Here is an 18,945-nt window from a genome sequence, read left to right on the forward strand (position 1 = left end):
GGTGCATCAATCCTCGTCGCATTCCGCATCGAATTTCGCGCGCGCATCCGCGATGGCTTCGCGATTGGTCACGGCCCAGGCGCCCAGCGCCTTCACCGGGCATTTGAGCGAATGGCCAAGCGGTGTGAGCGAATAATCCACCCGCGGCGGAATGCTGGGTGTGACCGCGCGGCTCACCAGCCCATCCCGCTCCAGCCCGCGCAGGGTGCGGGTCAGCATGCGCTGGGAAATCCCGTCAATCGCGCGGCGCAATTGGTTGAAGCGCACCGGCCCTTCATCGAGGCACATCACCACCTGCATTGACCATTTGTCGCCCACGCGGCTGAGCACTTCGGTAACGGTCCGGCAGGCGCCGCTATGCGGCACGTCGAGGGCGACGAAGGCCTCCATGGGAACATCGATGTTCCTATCGGACAATAAAGTGCCTTCTTGCGCGAGAGTGGTAGTAGTTTCCATATGGCCCTTGGTTATCGTTTGTTACCGGAGAATTCCAGATGAAGATTCTGCATATCGACAGCGCCACGACCGGCCCGAACTCGGTCAGCCGCGAACTTACCAAGGCGATCGTCGATCATTTCACGGCCAAGAATCCCGGTGCTGAAGTCTCGGTTCTGGACCTCGAATCGAACCCGTTGCCGCACCTCACCAATGTGACCACCGGCGCCATCCGCATGCCGGCTGAAGCGCATACCCCCGAAATGGCTGCTGCCTTCCCCGCCGAACGTGCAGTGCTGGACCAGTTCCTGGCTTCCGACGTGGTGGTGATCGGCGCGCCGATGTATAACTTCACCATTCCCAGCTCGCTCAAGGCATGGCTTGACCGTCTCGGCGTGCCGGGTGTGACCTTCAGCTATTCCGAAGCCGGCCCCCAGGGCCTTGCCGGCGGCCGCAGGGTGATCGTCGCTTCCTCGCGCGGCGGGGAATATGGTTTCGACGGCCCGATGGAGCATCAGGAAACCTACCTGCGCGACATGTTCGGCTTCATCGGCGTCGACAATGTCGAATTCATCCGCGCCGACAAGATCGGCTACGGCCCGGAAGTCCGCGCGGCTTCGATTGCAGCAGCCAAGGAAGAGATCGCGAAGCTCTGATCTCTCTTCGTCATTGCGAGGAGGCGAAGCCTGCGAAGCAATCCAGGGTCCGGACATAACGGCCCTGGATTACCGCGCGACCTGCGGTCGCTCGCAATGACGACTATCCGAATGAGGGCACCACGCCCCCGCTGGAAATCGTGGCCACCCTGCCCCCGACCCACACCGCATTGTTCTTGTCCACCGAGCAGAACACTCGCCCATCGGCGCCCACCATCCGGCCCTGCGCCGCGACATAGCTTTCCCGCGCGAGGCCGGTGCCGAACAGATACATGGCCGCTGCCGCGTTGAAGCTGCCGGTCACCGGGTCTTCCACCAGCAGTCCCTTGTCGTTGACGAAGAAGGCGCGGATTTCCCACGCGGCGTCAGATCCTTCGGCACAGGGTCCCGCCAGGCCAATGTCGGTCGGCACAGGCGCGCGCGACAAAGGCTTGGCCGCCAGCACATCCTCTGCCGAGCGCAGGCGCAGCATCTTCCAGCCGGGGCCGTTATCGGCATGGACGGCGGAGACGATGGCACCTTCTTCTACTCCGGCAATCCGCGCGGCTTCGGCGCGTTCTTCCGCGCTGAGTTCTCCGCCCTTCAGCAGCGGCGGTGCGCAGAAGGACAGCATCGCGCCGTCCTGCTTCACTTCAACCAGCCCCACGCCGCATTCCTGCACCACCACGCCATCCCGGCCCGGCTTGCCGCCTGCTTCCAGCCACGCATGGCACGTGCCCAGAGTGGGATGCCCGGCAAAGGGCAATTCGCCTGCCGGATAGAATATCCGCACCCGGTAATCCGCCGCCGGATCGGTGGGCGGCAGGAGGAAGGTCGTTTCCGAAAAGCCGAGCCACTGGGTCAGCCGCAACATCTGTTCCCCGCTCCAGCCATCCGCCCCGCGCACCACCGCCAACGGATTGCCCTTGAGCGGGGCGGAGCCGAAAACATCGACGAGATCGAGCAGGATGGGGTCACTCACCGGGAAACGCCTTTCTTCAGAACAGCCACTCGCAATGACGGGGCCGATCACCTAGACCCTCACCATGGACCCGCAGACCGCCGAATTCTACCGCACGCGTTCGCGCGAATGGGCAGCCGCCCTGCCCCGCGAGCTTCGCCCCGAACTCGATGCTTTTCTCGATGGCCTCGCCCCCGGCGCGCGTATCCTTGAGCTGGGCTGCGGTGACGGGCGCGATGCGCAGCGCATGATCGAGCGCGGCTTCGACGTTGATACCAGTGACGGCGTGCCCGAAATGGCTGAGCTCGCCAGCGAGCGGATCGGCCGGCCCGTGCCGGTGATGCTGTATGAGGAACTGGAGGCCGAAGGCGAGTATGACGCAGCATGGTGCCATGCCTCGCTGCTCCACGTCCCGCTGGCCGATCTGCCCGGCATCCTCGCCCGTATTCACCGCGCCCTGAAGCCCGGCGCGCCCTTTTATGCCAATTACAAGGGCGGCGATGGCGGGCACCGAGACGATTTCGGAAGGTATTACAGCTACCTATCCGTGGCCGATCTTGAAGCAGCCTATCGTACGGCGGCCGATTGGGCGGAACTGGGATTCGTCACCACGCAGGGCGGCAGCTTCGGCGGCACGCCCACCATCTGGCACTCAGTAACGGCTCGGAAATAGCGTTCCGCCTCCACCTGCCGCTCAAAATCCACGGCTCGGCTCCTGTCGGCAAATCCAACGGTTTGTTCAGCTAAGGTTTTGCCAGTCTGAACGAAACCGTGGTCATTGGATTTGATCGAGCAAGGAAAGGATCGAGCCATGAAGAAGTTTATGATGGCCATTGCGGCCGCCGGCCTGGTTCTCCCCGCCGTTCCCGCCGCTGCCGACCCGCCGCGTCACGCCCCGGCCTACGGCTATCGCGACAAGCACGGCCACGACATCTACGACAGCAAAGGCCGCTATCGCGAACCGCGCCGCGTTTCCCGCAACGATCGCATCTGGCGCGGGAACGATGGCCGCTATTACTGCAAGCGCGATAATGGCACGACCGGCCTGATCATCGGTGCCGCAGGTGGCGCTCTGGTCGGCCGCGCGGTGGATACCGAGGGCGATCGTGCCGTCGGCACCATTCTGGGCGCCGCCATCGGCGGTCTGCTGGGCCGCGAGATCGACCGTGGCGAGGCTCGCTGCCGCTAAGGCACAGCCTTCCACAAGCTGAAACAACGAAGGGCTGCGTGGTGAAATAGCTGCGCGGCCCTTTGCCTTTTCGTGTTATTGCCATTGCGCGTCGCGACCATGCCTGCCATGTCGAGAGCAAGCTAAGCAATAATTTTCGGAGAGACCCCCATGATCGAAACGCCGCTGGTTTCCTGCGACGATCATCTCGACCTCAACATGCTGCCCGCCGATGTGTGGACCCGCCGCATGGCCTCCAGCTGGGGCGAACGTGCGCCGCATATCGAAGAGAACGAGCGCGGTTGCCACTGGGTGTGCGACGGCCAGAGCTGGGGCATGTGGTCGGGCAAGCCGTTCAATTTCGGCCCCGGCCCCAAGCCGATCAAGACAGCCTATGATCGCGGCGGCGTGGAAGACACGACGCAGCTGCGCGCCGGCCATCCCAAGCTGCGGCTGGAAGACATGGACCGCGACGGCGTGTGGGGCCATCTGGTGTTCGGCCCGGTCACTTCGATCAAGACCGATGACGAGGCGCTGATGCGCGCCTGCTATTCCTCCTTCAATGACTGGCTCTACGAAGATTTCTGCTCCGCCGCGCCAGACCGGCTGATCGGCGTGGCCATGCTGCCCCCGCATCCCGAACCGGCGATTGACGAGTTGAAGCGCCTCGCCAAGCGCGGCGGCGTGAAGCAGGCCAATCTGCAGATCGCCGTGGCCGAACCGCGCCTTGAAGATCCGCGCTGGGAACCGCTTTTCGCGCTGCTGGAAGAAACCGGCATCGTCCTGTCGTTCCACGTCACCGTGTTCCCTTCCGCCACCAAGGCGTTCGACAAATACAAGGGCAGCCCGGGCGCGACCTTCCTTCACGCCAAGATGTTCATCGACCAGTTCCTCGATCCCTTCGTGGATTTGTTCGCCTGGGGCATTCTGGAACGCCATCCGGGCCTGAAGATCGTGATCGCCGAAAGCGGCGTGGGCTGGGTTCCCTGGGTGGTCGAGGAATTGGACTATCGCCATTATCGCCTGTGGGAATGCGCCGATTACTGGGACGACAAGGGCGGCATCCCGCACAAGATGAAGCCTTCCGAAGTGTTCCAGCGGCAGGTCTACGGCACCTTCCAGCAGAGCCCCACAGCCATGCGGCTGCTCGAATTCTGGGGGCCGAACAATCTCCTGTGGGCCAGCGACTATCCTCACCCGGATTCGATCTGGCCGAACAGCCAGTCCACCATCGCCAGGACGATGGGCCACATGAACCCGGAAGACGTGCGCAAGATCGTCGGCGGCAATGCGGCCAAGCTCTATGGGCTGGACCTGAGCAAGGCGACCGTGCTGGGCAAGCTGGCCATCGGTCGGGAGGCTGTAGCGGCGTAAGGGCCGCGCTCACCGACCTCCCCCGCTCAGCCTGAGCTTGTCGAAGGCCACGGGAAACCGTCAGCCAGGCACCCCTGCTGGGTGGCCGTTGGCGCGTGGCCTTCGACAGGCTCAGGCTGAGCGGGGGTTTGCCGAGGGAAAAAGAAGAAGGCCGCGCTCCCTTATCGGAAACGCGGCCTTCCCTGCCCCACTCGGAATTTCGTCAGTTCGGCAGTTTCGATCCATCCGCCCAATTGCCATGCAGGCCGGAACGGATCCGGATCGGCAGTTTGGCCCGGCCAATCGGGCCCTCGCTCATGTGCAGCGCATCCAGCACCACCAGATCGCTGTAATTGGTGATCAGATTGTCCACCAAGGCAATGATGTAGCCATCGCCTTCCGCGCTATCCTTGTGGCGCGGCACGAAGCAGGGTTCCTGCACGATGGACTGCGGCCCGGCCCACCAGAAATCCTGCTTGCCGGTGGCATGGTCCCAGTGGCCGATCTTGTTCATCTTGAAGCCCGAGGCCCGCCCGCGCAGGAATTCCATCGGCATTTCCGGGTCCATCACCAGCCCCCAGCCATGGCGATAGGGCTGGCCGACATAGCGTTCGTCGATCCGGGGGAATTCGTCGATCCAGTCGGTCAGCTTCTCGACGGATTCGAACTCCTCGCCATTCGATCCCATGTCCACCGTCCAGCGGTGCAGATAGGGCAGCGCCGCCACCGGATCGAAGCTGTCGTCATGAATGTCGGGGAAGAAGGGGAAGCTGTTCCCTTCGGCCTGCGGCACGTCGAAGTGGATCTTCGTGCCGTTCTGGAAGGCGTTCATCACATGGCTGGCGAAGATCGTCTTGGGCGCCTTGAACCAGCGCATGTCCTTGTTCGTCACCCCGCTGCCGCGCGGCAGGATGCCCAGATAGACAGGCAGCGTCTTGTCGAAGCCGAAATGCGGTTTGCCTGCCTTCAGCCGGTCCCAATTGCCGGTGGAGGGCACGATGTGGAAGATCGCGTAATCTTCTGTCAGGCCGTAATCGTGCATCATGCAGTAATAGGGCACGGTGAAGAAGGTCTCGAACAGCACATTGCCTTCGGGATCGATCTCGAAATAGCTGCAATCGGTGGTGAACAGGCCGGTGGCCGCATAGCCGAAATTGCAGAAATTGCCCGTCACCGGATCGATCTTGGCATGGGCGGAAAAGGTCTGGTTTTTGATCTTGCCGCCGAAATCGGTGTAACCCTCGGTCTCCAGCGTCAGCGGGTCCATGATCAGGCAGGGGCTGTCTTCCTTCATCGCATAGAGCTTGCCCGCATGGACCATCACATTGGTGTTGGCCGTGCCGCGGATCATGCCCTGCACGCTGTCCTCGTCGGTCAGCGGGTTGCGATAGGCACCGAACAGGCTCCGCCCTGCCTCACGCTCTGCCTTCCACTTGTCGGTCTGGGCATAGCGCTGCTTGAAATCCACCTTGCCGTCATGGAAATGGAACATGCTGACCATGCCATCGCCATTGAAGAACTGATCGTTCTCGAACTTGGGCGGAAATTGCGCATCGGGATGGACGCGGTGGAAAGTGCCGTTGAGCTGGGAAGGAATCTCGCCCTCGATCTCCACGTCGAGAATATCGCCCTCAAGGCGGATGGGGCGGAGCACGCCGGTGAAGCCGGGTGTGTCGGGATAGTGAGCCAAGGCAACTCTCCAGGTTCATTGATATTTCATCAATCTAGCGAGTAGCTTTCGGAGCGAATTGATCTGGCGCAAGAAACGCGCGAAAGCGGCAGGGATTTTTTGCGGGAGACAGCGCGTGGCATACCGGATCGAAGCCATCCTCACCGGCAAACCCGTGCCTTTTCGCGGCGAGGAAAAGAGCGCCATCGCCAAACAGCCCGCCCCCGGCCCCGTTGCGGTCGGCCCGATGGGTCTGGCGGGGGACGAACAGGCAGACCGGGTGCATCACGGCGGCACGCATATGGCAGTGCACCACTATCCGCTGGACCATTACGAAGGCTGGCGCGAAGAACTGGACGGCCATCCGCTGCTCGCCGCGCCGGGCGCCTTTGGCGAGAATGTCTCCACTCTCGGCCTGACTGAAAGCACCGTGCTGATCGGTGACCGCTATCGCCTGGGCAGCGCACTGGTGGAAGTCAGCCAGGGCCGCCAGCCCTGCTGGAAGATCGACCACAAGTTCGAGCGCAAGGGCATCACCGCCAGCGTGCTGAAAAGCGGCCGCTGCGGCTGGTACTACCGCGTGCTTGAACCGGGCACGGTGGCCGCGGGCGACAGCTTCGTGCTGGAGACACCCGGCCACAAGGGCTGGAGCGTCGAGCGGGTGTTCGCCCTGATGTTCCACAAGGGCGCGGATCTCGGCGAACTGGCGGAACTTGCCGAACTGGATGCGCTTTCGCCCGAATGGCGGACAAGGGCTGCGGCCAAGGTTGGGTGATACTCCCCATTCGCGGGAATGACGATTGTGGTGAGTGTACTGCGCCTGATCTCGCCTTTCCCACATGGCCGAAATATGGTCCATTGCGTCATGTTAAGAACCCACACGCCAAGCCCCGTGCTGCTTCTCGCTGTACTCCTCGCATCCGCCCTGTGGCTGGCCCCGGCAGAGGCGCGGGCGCAGACCGACCGGGGCGATGAAATCATCGACCATTACGATCCCGAACCGATCCGCTGGGTGGCAGGCCAGATGGGCTGGACCGTTACCGCATCACAGCCGAACGCTGCCGGCGAAGTGCTGGTGGTGGAGGCGGGCAGCGGAGTGCCCATCGTGTTGGGCGGCGCGGAATGCAACCCGCCCCCCGCGCATGGCGGCGCCCGGCTGTGCGAGGCAGTCAACATCATGGCCACTGTCAAGAGCAGCGGCAAGCCCGGGGTCCAGCAGGTGGTCGACCAGTTCAACACCGAGGAACGCGTGGGTGTGGCGGTGGTGATGAAGGACGATTGGGTGGCGCTGAAGCGGTTGGTGCTGCTGGAAGGCGGGATGACCATCGTGGCGCTGGCGGTCAACATTCATCAAATGAATGGCGATGTGGCCGATCTGGCCAAGATGCTGGCCGCGAATTGAGGAGCGCGCAATGACCGCGATGACCAAGCCTATCCGCTTGCTGCCCGCCCTCGCCTCCCTGCTGCTGCTGGGCGCGGCACCGGGGCCCGACCTGATCGGGGAATTCGATACGGCGCAGTTGCGCAAGCTGGTCGAGGATATGGGTTATGTCTGGGTCGATTCCTATCACCCCGACAGTGTGAGCCCCTGGGCGGTGATCGAGGCGCCCGACGGGCGGCGCCTGCAATTTCGCCTCAACAGCACCGAATGCACGAAAGAGGATGGCGAATGGTATTGCACCGCCTTCCTGATCGAGCCTTTCAACCCCGCCGCCGTGGGCGTGGCGGATGTCGCCGCCTATGCGCGCAGCCTGAACGAATCCCAGTCCTTCGTCCGCGTCCACGCCAATTCCGAAACCTTCCAGAGACAGAAGACGATCGCGCCGGTCCATTATGTCAGCCTGGGCGGGGGTGTGACCGCAGCCAATATCCAGGCCCAGATCCGCATGTATGCCAGGCTGGCCGACGCCGCCTATGGCCCGGCCGGAACAGTTGCAGGCGGCGGCACGAGCGCGGTCCAGACCGCCAGCGGGCTGGCGCCGGGGCTGTATTCCTTCTCGACGCGCGCCAGAACCTTTAACGACAGCGGAACATTCTGCATCGACCAGACCAAGAAGGACTACAATCTCGGCCGCATCATCGCCCAGCAGATTAGCGGAACCGGCGGCTGCACCGGTTCGGCGCCCAATGGGTCCTCGGTCAATCTGAGCTGCCATGGCTCCATCGCGGATTCCACTCTTGGGATCACGAGGGGTTCTACTTCATACAACTTTTCCGGCGATATAATCCTCGAAACGGATGGCTTGGGCGGCCGCGGGCGGTTGTTCATCGAAGGCCACGCCAATCGGGTGGGGGACTGCTAAACCAACCTTCGTCATTCGCGCGAAAGCGGCAACCCAGCAGCAGCCGTTGAACTGGGTTCCCGCGTGCGCGGGAATGACGAAATATTGTGGGCGCATTTCCCCCAATCACGCCTTTCCTACACGGCCGAAATATGGTCCATTGCCCTGGATGAAGCGCCCCATTTACCACCGCCAAAGGTCACACCCAAACGCCCGAAAAGGCAGGGAATTTCACCCGACCCACCCCCTCGGAATCCAACCCATAGGAGGGTGTAACACGTGTAACACCCCCCTCCCCGCATGACTGGCCGCGCATGACCCGGCCCGCTGTCCTTGTAACCGGCGGTGCGAAACGGATCGGCGCGGCGATCGTGCGGCGGTTCGCCAGCGATGGCTGGCATGTGGTGATCCACTGCAATCGCTCTCGCGGCGAGGCCGATGTGCTGGCCGCCGCCCTGCCCTCGGCCGAAGTGGTGGTGTGCGATCTGATCGACAGCGAAGCGGCCATCGCCATGATCGAAAGCCTCGCCGCCCGGCTGCCGGACTGGCGGGTGCTGGTCAATTCCGCCTCGATCTTCGTGCCGGACGAAGCAACCGGGCTGGACCCTGAAACCAGCCGCCTTTCCATGCGCATCAATGCCGTATCGCCGGTGCGCATGTCGCAGGCCTTCCTCGCCAATGCGCGCAGCCCCGCCGGGCGCAAGGTGATCGACATCACCGATCAGAAGCTGGCCAATCCGAACCCGGATTTCTTCTCCTACACCATGAGCAAGCACGCGCTGGCCGCCACCATTCCCATGCTGGCAATGGCCGACCGGCGCCGGCGCGACCGGATTTATGGCCTTGCCCCCGGCGCGATCCTGCCCAGCCATGACCAGACGCCGCAGGAATTCGAAGTATCGGGCCGCCTCAACCTGCTGAATCGCCTGACCAGCGCGAAGGAAGTGGCCGATGCGGCCTATTTCCTCGCACAGGGCTGGCTGGAAAGCGGCACCACCCTGTTCGTCGATTCCGGCCAGCATCTGCTTTCCCAGCCTCGCGATGTGCTCTATCTAGCCCGCGAGGAGGACCGGCCTTGAAGAAGCCCGCCCCGAAGAGGAAACACGCCCTGACAACGCGCCTGTGGCACTGGCTGAATGCCGTGTGCCTGGTGGTATTGTTCATGTCGGGCCTTGGCATCTCCAACGCCCACCCCCGCCTCTATTGGGGCGCCTGGGGCTTCGAGCGCTCGGAGGCATGGCTGCATCTGATCCGCTTCCCCAACTGGATCACCATTCCCGGCTATTACAGCCTTGCCGAAGCGCGCCTTTGGCACCTGCTGTTCGCATGGCCTTTCGCCTTCGGGCTGCTGCTGTTCATGCTCGCTTCGCTGGTGAACCGGCATTTCGTGCGCGATCTGGTAACCCGCCTTTCCGAATGGCGCTGGCCCGCGATCCGCGAGGATATCGTCAAGCATCTGAGGCTGGATTTCGAACATCACGGCACGAAGTTCAATTTCCTCCAGAAGCTGAGCTACGGCGTGGTGATCTTCATCCTGCTGCCGCTGATGATCTTCACCGGCCTTGCCATGAGCCCGGGCATGGATGCCAACTGGCCCTGGCTGCTGGACATCTTCTTCGGCCGCCAGAGCGCGCGCTCGATCCACTTCCTTTGTGCATGGACGCTGGTGGGTTTCCTGCTGCTGCATGTGGTGCTGGTGCTGCTTTCCGGCCCCATCGGCCAGATCCGCGACATGATCACCGGCGGGCGAGTGAAGGAGGATAGGCCATGAAGCGCCGCTCCGTCCTCGCAGGCGCCATGGCCTTTTTCGCCACGGGCTGTTCCAAACTGGCGGAAAGCGGGCCGGTTTCCTCCCTGCTTTCCTCGGTGGAAAACTGGAACAAGGGCCTGCATGAACTGCTGGGCCGCCGCAAGGCGCTGGCCCCGGAGTTCCAGCTGGACGATATTTCGCCCGTCTTCCGCGGCAATGGCACGACCGATCCCGACGACGAGGCCTACAAGGCCCATGTCGCAGCGGGCTTTGCCGATTGGCGGCTGGATGTGACCGGGCTTGTCGCCACGCCGCTCTCGCTCACTCTGGAAGATGTGAAGGCCCTGCCCCAGCGCACCCAGATCACTCGCCACGATTGCGTGGAGGGGTGGAGCGCCATCGGCCAGTGGACCGGGCCGCAACTGGCGCATATCCTTGAAAAGGCCGGCCTCCGGCCGGAAGCGCGCTTCATCGTGTTCCACTGCGCCGACATGCTGAACGGCAGTGCCTATTATGAAAGCGTGGATCTGATCGATGCCTTCCACCCGCAGACGATCATCGCCCACAGCCTCAATGGCGAACCGCTGCCGGTGAAGAACGGTGCCCCGCTGCGCATGCGGATCGAGCGGCAATTGGGCTACAAACACGCCAAATATCTCAGGGGGATCGAAGCAGTCGCCAGCCTGGACGAGATCGGTTCCGGCAAGGGCGGCTATTGGGAAGATCGCACCGGTTACCAATGGTATGCCGGTATCTGATTTGACAGACGCCAGCCGATTGACAGGGACTTGCCGCCCTGTTCAAAGTCCGGCGGCGGGGGCCTTAACTGGCTAGGGGAGAAGGCCCATGTGGCTGCTCGAGAAGATTTTGCGGCAAGTCATCCGGCAAGGACGGCTGGTAATCACCGATTACGATGGCCGCACCTATGATTTCGGAGACCGGGCTGAAGAGCCGATCTCCATCCGGCTGACCGACAAGGGCGCCGCGATGCATATCGCCCGCCACCCCGATCTCGGCGCGGGCGAATGCTATATGGACGGCCGCCTTGTGGTGGACCCGCCGCATGACATTCGCGACATGATCCTGCTGGTGATGCGCAATGCCGGGCGCAAGGGCCTCAAGCCGCCGAATCCCTTCCGCAAGAGCCTCGATTTCGTGGCCGCCAAGCTCGACGGGATCAATCTGCGCACCAAGGCGAGCAAGAACGTGGTTCACCACTACGATCTGACGCGGCGGTTCTACGAATTGTTCCTCGATGAAGGCCGGTTCTACACCATGGCCTATTATCGCGATCCGGCGAACTCGCTGGAACGCGCGCAACTGGACAAGCTGGCGCTGATCGCGGCCAAGCTGCACATCCGGCCCGGTCAGGGCGCAGGCATGCGCATTCTGGACATCGGCTGCGGCTGGGGCGGCCTCGCGCTTTATCTCAACCGGCACTATGGCTGCGAAGTACTGGGCGTCAGCCTCGCCCCCGATCAGGTGAAGTTCGCCAATGAACGGGCCGAGGCGGCAGGCGTGGCGGACAAGGTCCGCTTCGAACTGCGCGATTATCGCGACGTGCAGGACAAGTTCGACCGGATCACCAGCGTGGGCATGATCGAACATGTCGGCGCGCTGCATTATGGCGAATATTTCGCCAAGACGAACGAGTTGCTCGCCGACGATGGCGTGATGCTGACCCACACGATCGGCCGGGCGCGCGGACGCGGAACGACCGACAAATGGACCCGCAAATACATCTTCCCCGGCGGCTATATCCCCGCGATGAGCGAACTGGTCTTCGCCATGGAACGCACCGGCTGGGAAGTGGGCGACGTGGAAGTGCTGCGCTATCACTATGCCCATACGCTGGCCGAATGGTATCGCCGCGCCTGCCAGCATGAACGCGAGATCGTCGAGCTTTATGACGAGCGGCTGTTCCGCATGTGGCAGTTCTATCTCGCCGGGGCGGAACAGAGCTTCATCGCCGGCGGCATGGTCAATTTCCACCTTCAGTCGGTGAAGAACCGCGAGGCTTTGCCGATGACGCGGGATTACATCGCGCAGGAAGCCGCCCGCCTGATGGCCGCCGACGAAGCGCCCGAATGGCACCTCGCCCGGCAGGCGGAAGCGGCAGAGTAAGGCGGGCCCCAGCCCGCTTGTCACACCATGGGCCTCATGCAATGGGCGCCCATGGCTTCGCCCCTCACCCGCCGCGCCATCTTCGCGCAGGCCTGGCCGATCATGCTGGCACAGGCGACGATCCCGCTGGTCGGGCTGGTCGACACTGCCGTCATCGGGCGTACCGGCGATGCCACGGCACTGGCGGCGGTGGCACTGGGCGTGGCCATCGTCAATTTCCTCGTCTGGGCCTTCGGCTTCCTGCGCATGGGCATTACCGGCCTCGTCGCGCAGGCACGCGGCGGCGGGAATGACGGCGAGGTAAACGCCCTGCTGGCCCGCGGCGTGCTGCTGGGCGGCTCGCTGGGCATCGGCCTGTTCGCGCTGCAATGGCTGATCGTGCCCGGTACCCTCGCTCTGATGGCCAGCGGCGAAGCGCTCGACCGGGAGGCCGCTGCCTTCATCCACGCCCGCCTGTGGGGCGCCCCGGCGCTGCTGGCCTTCTATTCCATCAATGGCTGGCTGCTGGGCATGCGCCAGACCCGCGCGGCGCTGGCGCTGCAACTGGTGATGAACGGCGTGAACATGGCCGCCGACATCACGCTCGTCTGGGGTTTCGACATGGGCGTGCGCGGCATCGGCTATGGCACGGCCATCGCCGAATGGACCGCACTGGCGATGGGCCTGTGGCTGACCCGCAGCGTATGGAGCAAGCCCCCTCACCGAGACACGATCCTTGACCGGGCAGCGCTCGGAATGCTGTTTGCCGTCAATCGCGACCTGATGATCCGCACCATTGCCCTGCTGGGCCTGTTCACCTGGTTCACGAATGCCGGGGCGCGGTTGGGTGAGGAAGCACTGGCCGCACAGCAGGTGCTGATGCAGTTCGTCTCCGTCACTGCCTTCGTACTCGACGGGTTCTGCTTCACGGCGGAAGAACGGGTGGGCAGCGCCATCGGCGCCCGTTCCCGCGCCGACTTCCTGCGCACCGTCAGGCTGGTGGCGGAATGGTGCCTGTGGGCGGCCCTTGCCTTTACCGCGCTGATCCTGCTGGCGGGGCAGCCGCTGATCGCCCTGCTCACCACCAGCGAAGCCGTGCGCGAAGCCGCCGCGCCGCTGCTGTGGCTGGTAGCACTGGTACCGCTGGCAGGCCTCGCCTCATGGCTGCTGGACGGCGTGTTCATCGGCGCCACCGAAGGGCGCGCCCTGCGCAATGCGGCGATCTTTGCCACGGCCGCCTATATCGCCACGGACCTGTTGCTGCGCCCAATGGGAGCCACCGGCATCTGGCTCGCCCTGCTGGCCGGCTATGTCTTCCGCGCCCTTGCGCTGGGTTTCCATTGGCCCCGCCTGCTCGCCCGCCTTGCACCGGGGCGCGATGGCGCATAGAGCGCCGGGCGATTCCATAGTCTCTTATCCGGAGCCGCCCATGTCCGATATCAAGCGTGTCGTCCTCGCCTATTCCGGTGGTCTCGACACCAGCGTGATCCTCAAATGGCTGCAGGTGACCTATAATTGCGAGGTAGTGACCTTCACTGCCGATCTCGGCCAGGGCGAAGAGCTGGAGCCTGCCCGCGCCAAGGCCAAGCTGATGGGCGTGCCCGATCACCACATCTATATCGACGATCTGCGCGAGGAATTCGTGCGCGATTTCGTCTTCCCGATGATGCGCGCCAATGCCCGCTATGAAGGCGACTATCTGCTGGGCACTTCCATTGCCCGCCCGCTGATTTCCAAGCGCCTGATCGAGATCGCGCGGGAAACCGGCGCCGATGCCGTGGCCCATGGCGCCACCGGCAAGGGCAACGATCAGGTGCGCTTCGAGCTGTCGGCCTATGCGCTGGAGCCGAACATCAAGGTCATCGCCCCGTGGCGCGAATGGGATCTGACCAGCCGCACCGCGCTGATCGCCTGGGCCGAGGAACACCAGATCCCCGTGCCGAAGGACAAGCGCGGCGAAAGCCCCTTCTCCACTGATGCCAATCTGCTGCACACCTCTTCCGAGGGCAAGGTGCTGGAAGATCCGTGGGAAGAAACCCCGGATTACGTCTATTCGCGCACCGTGAACCCGGAAGATGCGCCGGATAGCCCGGAATATATCACCATCGACTTCGAGAAGGGCGACGGCGTTGCCCTGAACGGCGAAGCGATGAGCCCGGCCACGCTGCTCGCCGCGCTCAACGATCTGGGCCGCAAGCATGGCATCGGCCGCCTCGATCTGGTGGAAAACCGCTTCGTCGGCATGAAAAGCCGCGGCATGTATGAAACCCCGGGCGGCGAGATCTATGCCCGCGCCCATCGCGGCATCGAACAGATCACGCTGGATCGCGGCGCGGCTCACCTCAAGGACGAGCTGATGCCGAAATATGCCGAGCTGATCTATAACGGCTTCTGGTTCAGCCCCGAGCGCGAGATGCTGCAGGCGGCGATCGACCACAGCCAGGAAAAGGTTTCCGGCACCGTGCGCCTCAAGCTCTACAAGGGCAGCGCCAATGTGGTGGGCCGCAAGAGCCCCAACAGCCTCTATTCCGAACGCCACGTCACTTTCGAGGACGATGCCGGCGCTTACGATCAGAAGGATGCGGCGGGCTTCATCAAGCTCAACGCCCTGCGCCTGCGCCTGCTGGCCCAGCGCGACCGGGGCTGATTGCCGCCCTGCGGGGCGCGATTCTTGCGGCAACGCAACAAAATCGCGCCCTACAGCAGGGATTTCTCGCAGCCGCAACACAGATTCCCAAGTTATCCACACTTATCCACCGCCAATTCTGGCGAAAGTGGATAAGTCGGCCTTGCGCGCCTTGAACGACTCACTCCTTGGGCGCACCTTCCAATCATCGAGACGGGAAATCCGGACCGAAACCGCAGAAAGCCGCAAGGCCGGACGGGGTGGAAGGCAAGGAAGACGCTTCTCGAGGCGATGGCCACAACCGCGCAATTCGGAAGCAGGCATGATCGCGACAGTCCTGGGATGCAAATCTTCGGACAGGCGCGTGGCCGGTGAAAGGAATGTGAGGGGCAGACCATCGGTTGGCCGGAAAGTCCGGCTCGGCATGGATGGGAATGCACGGCTTCGGCTAGGCAGGCCCAGGTGAAACGCAGGGCCCCCAACGGACAGGAAAGCCGCGGAACCGCCGGGCGGGAGTGAGAGTGCCTTCGGGCTCCATCCCCCGCCTGACGGGACCGGATGCCGGCGCGAGCGCCGGGCGACACAGCGCCCTCTCGGGGGTCGCCAAACGCCGGTAAACGCAGCCGGTGCAGTGAGGGTGGCAGCGATGCCGCCCTCATTTGCATTTGGGCGCTCTCGTTCTCTTCCTCCCTCGCCTCCACCCCCATCGTCATTGCGAGCGGCGAAGCCGCGCGGCAATCCATGGCGAGGCGTAGCGTATCCTGGATTGCCGCGGGACCTCCGGTCCCTCGCAATGACGAGTAATCTCGAACGTCCCATCACCACCGAATCCTCCTTCCGCCACCCGATTCGCCCCGAAAATCAGCCCACACCGCCTCCGCGCCCGGTGGAAAACCGCCTCCACTCACCGCAGATTCCGCCGATGAGTCGGTGAACCGTTCATCGTCAGCGACAGGTTGTGGGGCGTTAATTCCCTCCTCCACCAGATGCTGTATGCGCTGCCCCCGATGAAAAGCGGTTCGACCATTTTCGCCCAGCCCTCCCGGCGGCTCGTTTCCGGGATCGCCGCGGCGATGCTGTTTGCAGGCCTTGGCGCCAGTGCGCCGGCCCATGCCGAAACCGGCGTCGCGCCGGTTCTGGTGCCCGCTGGCGTGCAGATCAGCGCGTTCGACACCGCTTTCGCCCCGCTGGACACTGCCCCCAAGCCCGCCGCCGTCGAAGCCATTACCGAACAGGCCGAAGGCGAGCTGCTCGGTTCCGGCCTTGCCAGCTGGTATGGCAAGGAATTCAAGGGCCGCCGCACCGCCAGCGGCGAAAAGTTCGATCCCGCCGAACTCACGGCCGCCCACCCCACCCTGCCCTTCGGCAGCCTGGTGCGCGTGACCAACACCAAGACCGGCCAGAACGTGGTGGTCCGCATCAACGATCGCGGCCCCTATACGCACAAGCGCATGATCGACGTCAGCCAGGCCGCCGCCCGCGAACTGGGCCTGATCGGCCCCGGCAGCGGCCAGGTCAGCATCGCGCTGCTGGGCGAGTAAACGCCTCCATCTTTGCAGCGAACGGCCCGCGCGGCTGGCCTGTTACACCTGTTACACAATCCCCTTGCCTCGCCTCGCCCTCGCGCGGCTCAGCGAAACCTGCCCGGCTCTTGACCTCGTAAGGTTGCTTCGGCGGCAGGGCATCCACTTCCTCGGCCACCCTGTCCAGAATATCGTCCTGTGCGCGGCAGAGCGCATCGATCCGCGTGCAGAGAGCCGCATGGGCCTCGTCCCATTCGGCCCCGGCGCGGGCGCGCGCTTCCTGCGCGGCGACAAGGATCGGATCGGCGCCAGTGCCATCCCAGTCCGCCGCATGCTCTCCCTCGCTTTCCCCGTCCCCATCCTCGTCCTCGTCCTCGTCCTCATCCCCGTCCTCGTCGCCATCCCCATAGGGTTCGAAATCCTCGGTCCAGGGATCGTCGGGAAAAGCCACTTCCAGCGCCGCGCGCCTGGCCTCGGCTTCCGCCTGCGCCACATGCTCACCGCGCGAAGGCAGCGCCGTTTCGCCCTCTTCCAGCCCACCCAGCCGGGCCAGCAGCAGGTCGAAGGCCTCCACATCGCCCGACGCGCCATGCCCGCCCCGCGCATCCAGCGCCTCGCAGCGCCGGTCCAGCCGGGCGAGATGGGCCAGCAGCAGCTTGCCGTCATAGCGCTGCCTGTGGCCCACCAATTCGCCGCCATGGAACACCGGCTCGGCAATGCCCTCCAGCGCGCGGTCGGCCAGCACCGCTTCGGCATGATCGCGCGCCAGTGCAAGCGCCCGGTCCCATACCTGCGCGAACAGCGGATCGCGCCGCCGCGCGCGATAGGCCGTCATGGCGGAAATGCCGCTCGTCGCGCAGGCCAGCCGCACATTGCCGCAGGAGGCCAGCCGGTCGCAGAAACGCATCCGGCGCTCAGGCGTGAAGGCAGTGTGGATTGCGCCTCCGGCCCCCGCCCCAGCCACCACTTCCGCCAATCCCGCAAAGGCAGATTGGGCCGCATCCGGCCNGTCAACGCCCGAACCTCACCCGCACAAGGTCGATCCAGCCCCGACCGGCTGGATGGACCTTGTGCGGGTGAGGTTCGGGCGTTGACGAGGCAGCCTCTGCATCCAGCCGGGCCTGTTCCTCCCGCGCCTCCCGCGCCTGCTGAGCCGCCCAGCGCGCGCGATAGTCGGCCTCATAGGCCCGCTGCCGCTTGCCTTCGGCATCTTCCCAGAAGGCCACGTCCATGAAGAAGCTCACTTCCTCCGGCGGCGGCAGACGCATGGCTGCCTCCCCCTGCGGCGCGGTGGAGGACGTGGAGATATTGCTGTGCGAAAGTGCTGACATGGTTCACCTCGTCATTTCGAAGGAACCAATTCAGTTATACAGACCGGGGCCTGTAGGAAAGTTGGAAATAGGCCGCGCCTTCCCCGTCAGAGCCACGGAGGACGCGCACAGAAGCGCGCCCCACCTCACCCATTCGTCACCCCGGACCCGTTCCGGGGTCCCGCTTGGTCGCGTGCAAACGACGGTGCTTGCGGGATCCCATCAGTAATTCCGCAATCCAGTCTATCGGCACACCATTGCCGGACCATCGAAGCCATGACATTCAGCAAAGGTTACAGGAATTTGCGGGATACAAATGGCGTTCTGGGACGGCCTGATATTTCTCTATTGGGAACTGGGAGCCTTCGTCAGAAGGTTTTGGTGGAGCGTGGTTCTTTTGGCGCTTCCCGATCTGATCTACTTCGGATTGCAGATAATTCCATCTTCTCAGGACTGGGCATTCTGGCGCGACGGACTTGCGCCATACATCTGGCGCACAGCGGCGCTTGTCCTCCAAGTTTCAGTCTTTTACGTGCTGATCAGATTTCTGGCCCTGAACCGCGACGCACAGGGCGCGACGAGGCTGGACCCAAGTTCAATAAAGACATTTGCGCCCTTCGCGGTGTTCTACGTCTTCTTGCACCTCGCCTTGTATTTCGCAGGGACAATGGTGGAACTGTCGCTGGCCGTCCTGGGCAGTATCGTGATGATAATGCTCGCCCTATGGGCGGTTTCCGCATCAAGCGGTCGAACCGTAATTCCTCCGCTTGCTTCGTGCCGAGCCGTCGCCCCGAACCTGATCTGGGCGGTCGGTTTTGTGATCGTTTCTTTGCTGCCGCTGTCTCTTCTCGGCTTGCTGAAGGACGCAATTGAACATGCAGACTGGGCGTATTCCACGTGGGCGTTGCGCGCCTTCTTCGCGCTGGACCTTGCCTATTCGATTGCAGATATACTGATCTTCTTCGGCGCGCTCTACGTTATCGCCAATCGCGCCGGGCTGAGAATCAAGCACGCTGATGAACGGGCGGAGCCCGCCCCGCGATGACGCAGGGACAGAAACTCCCTCGAAGCCTGACACAGCTGGACCCCGGAACAAGTCCGGGGTGACGAGTGAGGTCAGGCATCGGCGC

Annotated in this window: 20 protein-coding genes; 15 read left to right on the forward strand and 5 right to left on the reverse strand. The window is 63.7% G+C overall.

Going from position 1 to position 18,945, the window contains the following annotated elements; genetic code table 11:
* Window positions 1-6: 6 nt before the first annotated feature.
* Entirely contained in the window at window positions 7-456 is a 450-nt protein-coding gene (locus tag SZ64_RS07170) for a helix-turn-helix domain-containing protein (protein WP_199797069.1), read from the reverse strand.
* A 38-nt stretch (window positions 457-494) separates the two neighbouring features.
* On the opposite strand from SZ64_RS07170, the gene SZ64_RS07175 reads away from it, so the two are divergent.
* On the forward strand, window positions 495-1,091 hold the full coding sequence (locus SZ64_RS07175) for an FMN-dependent NADH-azoreductase (RefSeq protein WP_054530189.1): 597 nt from the start codon (window positions 495-497) through the stop codon (window positions 1,089-1,091).
* 103 nt (window positions 1,092-1,194) lie between these two features.
* Here SZ64_RS07175 and SZ64_RS07180 read toward each other — a convergent pair whose 3' ends face one another.
* Complete coding sequence (locus tag SZ64_RS07180; RefSeq protein ID WP_241773000.1) at window positions 1,195-2,052, reverse strand: PhzF family phenazine biosynthesis protein; 858 nt, start codon at window positions 2,050-2,052, stop codon at window positions 1,195-1,197.
* Between the two features lie 64 nt (window positions 2,053-2,116).
* Here SZ64_RS07180 and SZ64_RS07185 point away from each other — a divergent pair, with 64 nt between their 5' ends.
* From SZ64_RS07185 to SZ64_RS07195, 3 genes are all read left to right on the forward strand, one after another.
* Window positions 2,117-2,704 carry a class I SAM-dependent methyltransferase gene (locus SZ64_RS07185; protein WP_054530190.1) on the forward strand — a complete coding sequence of 196 codons (588 nt, stop codon included), beginning with the start codon at window positions 2,117-2,119 and terminating at the stop codon, window positions 2,702-2,704.
* 138 nt (window positions 2,705-2,842) lie between these two features.
* Complete coding sequence (locus SZ64_RS07190) at window positions 2,843-3,220, forward strand: glycine zipper 2TM domain-containing protein (RefSeq protein WP_054530191.1); 378 nt, start codon at window positions 2,843-2,845, stop codon at window positions 3,218-3,220.
* 150 nt (window positions 3,221-3,370) lie between these two features.
* Window positions 3,371-4,573: an amidohydrolase family protein gene (locus SZ64_RS07195; protein ID WP_054530192.1), complete on the forward strand. Its 1,203-nt coding sequence runs from the start codon at window positions 3,371-3,373 to the stop codon at window positions 4,571-4,573.
* 202 nt (window positions 4,574-4,775) lie between these two features.
* Here the strand turns inward: SZ64_RS07195 and SZ64_RS07200 are convergent, their stop codons facing one another.
* Window positions 4,776-6,242: a carotenoid oxygenase family protein gene (locus SZ64_RS07200; RefSeq protein ID WP_054530193.1), complete on the reverse strand. Its 1,467-nt coding sequence runs from the start codon at window positions 6,240-6,242 to the stop codon at window positions 4,776-4,778.
* 115 nt (window positions 6,243-6,357) lie between these two features.
* On the opposite strand from SZ64_RS07200, the gene SZ64_RS07205 reads away from it, so the two are divergent.
* The 10 genes from SZ64_RS07205 (at window position 6,358) to SZ64_RS07250 (ending at window position 16,523) form a co-directional block, all read left to right on the forward strand.
* Complete coding sequence (locus SZ64_RS07205) at window positions 6,358-6,996, forward strand: MOSC domain-containing protein (RefSeq protein WP_156313563.1); 639 nt, start codon at window positions 6,358-6,360, stop codon at window positions 6,994-6,996.
* Between the two features lie 117 nt (window positions 6,997-7,113).
* Window positions 7,114-7,623, forward strand: a complete 510-nt coding sequence (locus SZ64_RS07210) for a hypothetical protein (protein ID WP_054530194.1) — start codon at window positions 7,114-7,116, stop codon at window positions 7,621-7,623.
* A gap of 10 nt (window positions 7,624-7,633) precedes the next feature.
* A complete protein-coding gene (locus SZ64_RS07215; protein WP_054530195.1) occupies window positions 7,634-8,524 on the forward strand; it encodes a hypothetical protein in 891 nt (296 codons plus the stop codon).
* 293 nt (window positions 8,525-8,817) lie between these two features.
* Window positions 8,818-9,582, forward strand: coding sequence for an SDR family oxidoreductase (locus SZ64_RS07220; RefSeq protein ID WP_054530196.1), 765 nt, complete (start codon window positions 8,818-8,820; stop codon window positions 9,580-9,582).
* Window positions 9,579-10,274, forward strand: a complete 696-nt coding sequence (locus tag SZ64_RS07225) for a cytochrome b/b6 domain-containing protein (protein ID WP_054530197.1) — start codon at window positions 9,579-9,581, stop codon at window positions 10,272-10,274. The genes SZ64_RS07220 and SZ64_RS07225 overlap by 4 nt, the downstream gene beginning before the upstream one ends.
* Window positions 10,271-11,011 (forward strand): molybdopterin-binding protein, encoded by a 741-nt coding sequence (locus SZ64_RS07230; RefSeq protein WP_054530198.1) that lies wholly within the window; start codon window positions 10,271-10,273, stop codon window positions 11,009-11,011. Before SZ64_RS07225 ends, SZ64_RS07230 begins: the two co-directional genes overlap by 4 nt.
* Window positions 11,012-11,099: 88 nt before the next feature.
* The gene (locus tag SZ64_RS07235) at window positions 11,100-12,377 is read left to right on the forward strand and encodes a cyclopropane-fatty-acyl-phospholipid synthase family protein (RefSeq protein ID WP_054530199.1); all 1,278 of its coding nucleotides are present in this window, start codon (window positions 11,100-11,102) and stop codon (window positions 12,375-12,377) included.
* Window positions 12,378-12,428: 51 nt separating this feature from the next.
* Window positions 12,429-13,745, forward strand: a complete 1,317-nt coding sequence (locus SZ64_RS07240; RefSeq protein ID WP_054530200.1) for an MATE family efflux transporter — start codon at window positions 12,429-12,431, stop codon at window positions 13,743-13,745.
* Between the two features lie 40 nt (window positions 13,746-13,785).
* A complete protein-coding gene (locus SZ64_RS07245; protein WP_054530201.1) occupies window positions 13,786-15,003 on the forward strand; it encodes an argininosuccinate synthase in 1,218 nt (405 codons plus the stop codon).
* Window positions 15,004-15,989: 986 nt separating this feature from the next.
* A complete protein-coding gene (locus SZ64_RS07250) occupies window positions 15,990-16,523 on the forward strand; it encodes a septal ring lytic transglycosylase RlpA family protein (protein ID WP_241773001.1) in 534 nt (177 codons plus the stop codon).
* Here SZ64_RS07250 and SZ64_RS07255 read toward each other — a convergent pair.
* A complete protein-coding gene (locus SZ64_RS07255; protein WP_206742897.1) occupies window positions 16,498-17,481 on the reverse strand; it encodes a hypothetical protein in 984 nt (327 codons plus the stop codon). The genes SZ64_RS07250 and SZ64_RS07255 overlap by 26 nt on opposite strands.
* A gap of 34 nt (window positions 17,482-17,515) precedes the next feature.
* Window positions 17,516-17,836 carry a hypothetical protein gene (locus SZ64_RS07260; protein WP_054530203.1) on the reverse strand — a complete coding sequence of 107 codons (321 nt, stop codon included), beginning with the start codon at window positions 17,834-17,836 and terminating at the stop codon, window positions 17,516-17,518.
* A 295-nt stretch (window positions 17,837-18,131) separates the two neighbouring features.
* Here SZ64_RS07260 and SZ64_RS07265 point away from each other — a divergent pair, with 295 nt between their 5' ends.
* Window positions 18,132-18,860, forward strand: coding sequence for a hypothetical protein (locus tag SZ64_RS07265; protein WP_054530204.1), 729 nt, complete (start codon window positions 18,132-18,134; stop codon window positions 18,858-18,860).
* The last annotated feature ends 85 nt before the right edge of the window (window positions 18,861-18,945 follow it).

This window comes from Erythrobacter sp. SG61-1L (genome assembly GCF_001305965.1).
Taxonomy (GTDB): domain Bacteria; phylum Pseudomonadota; class Alphaproteobacteria; order Sphingomonadales; family Sphingomonadaceae; genus Andeanibacterium.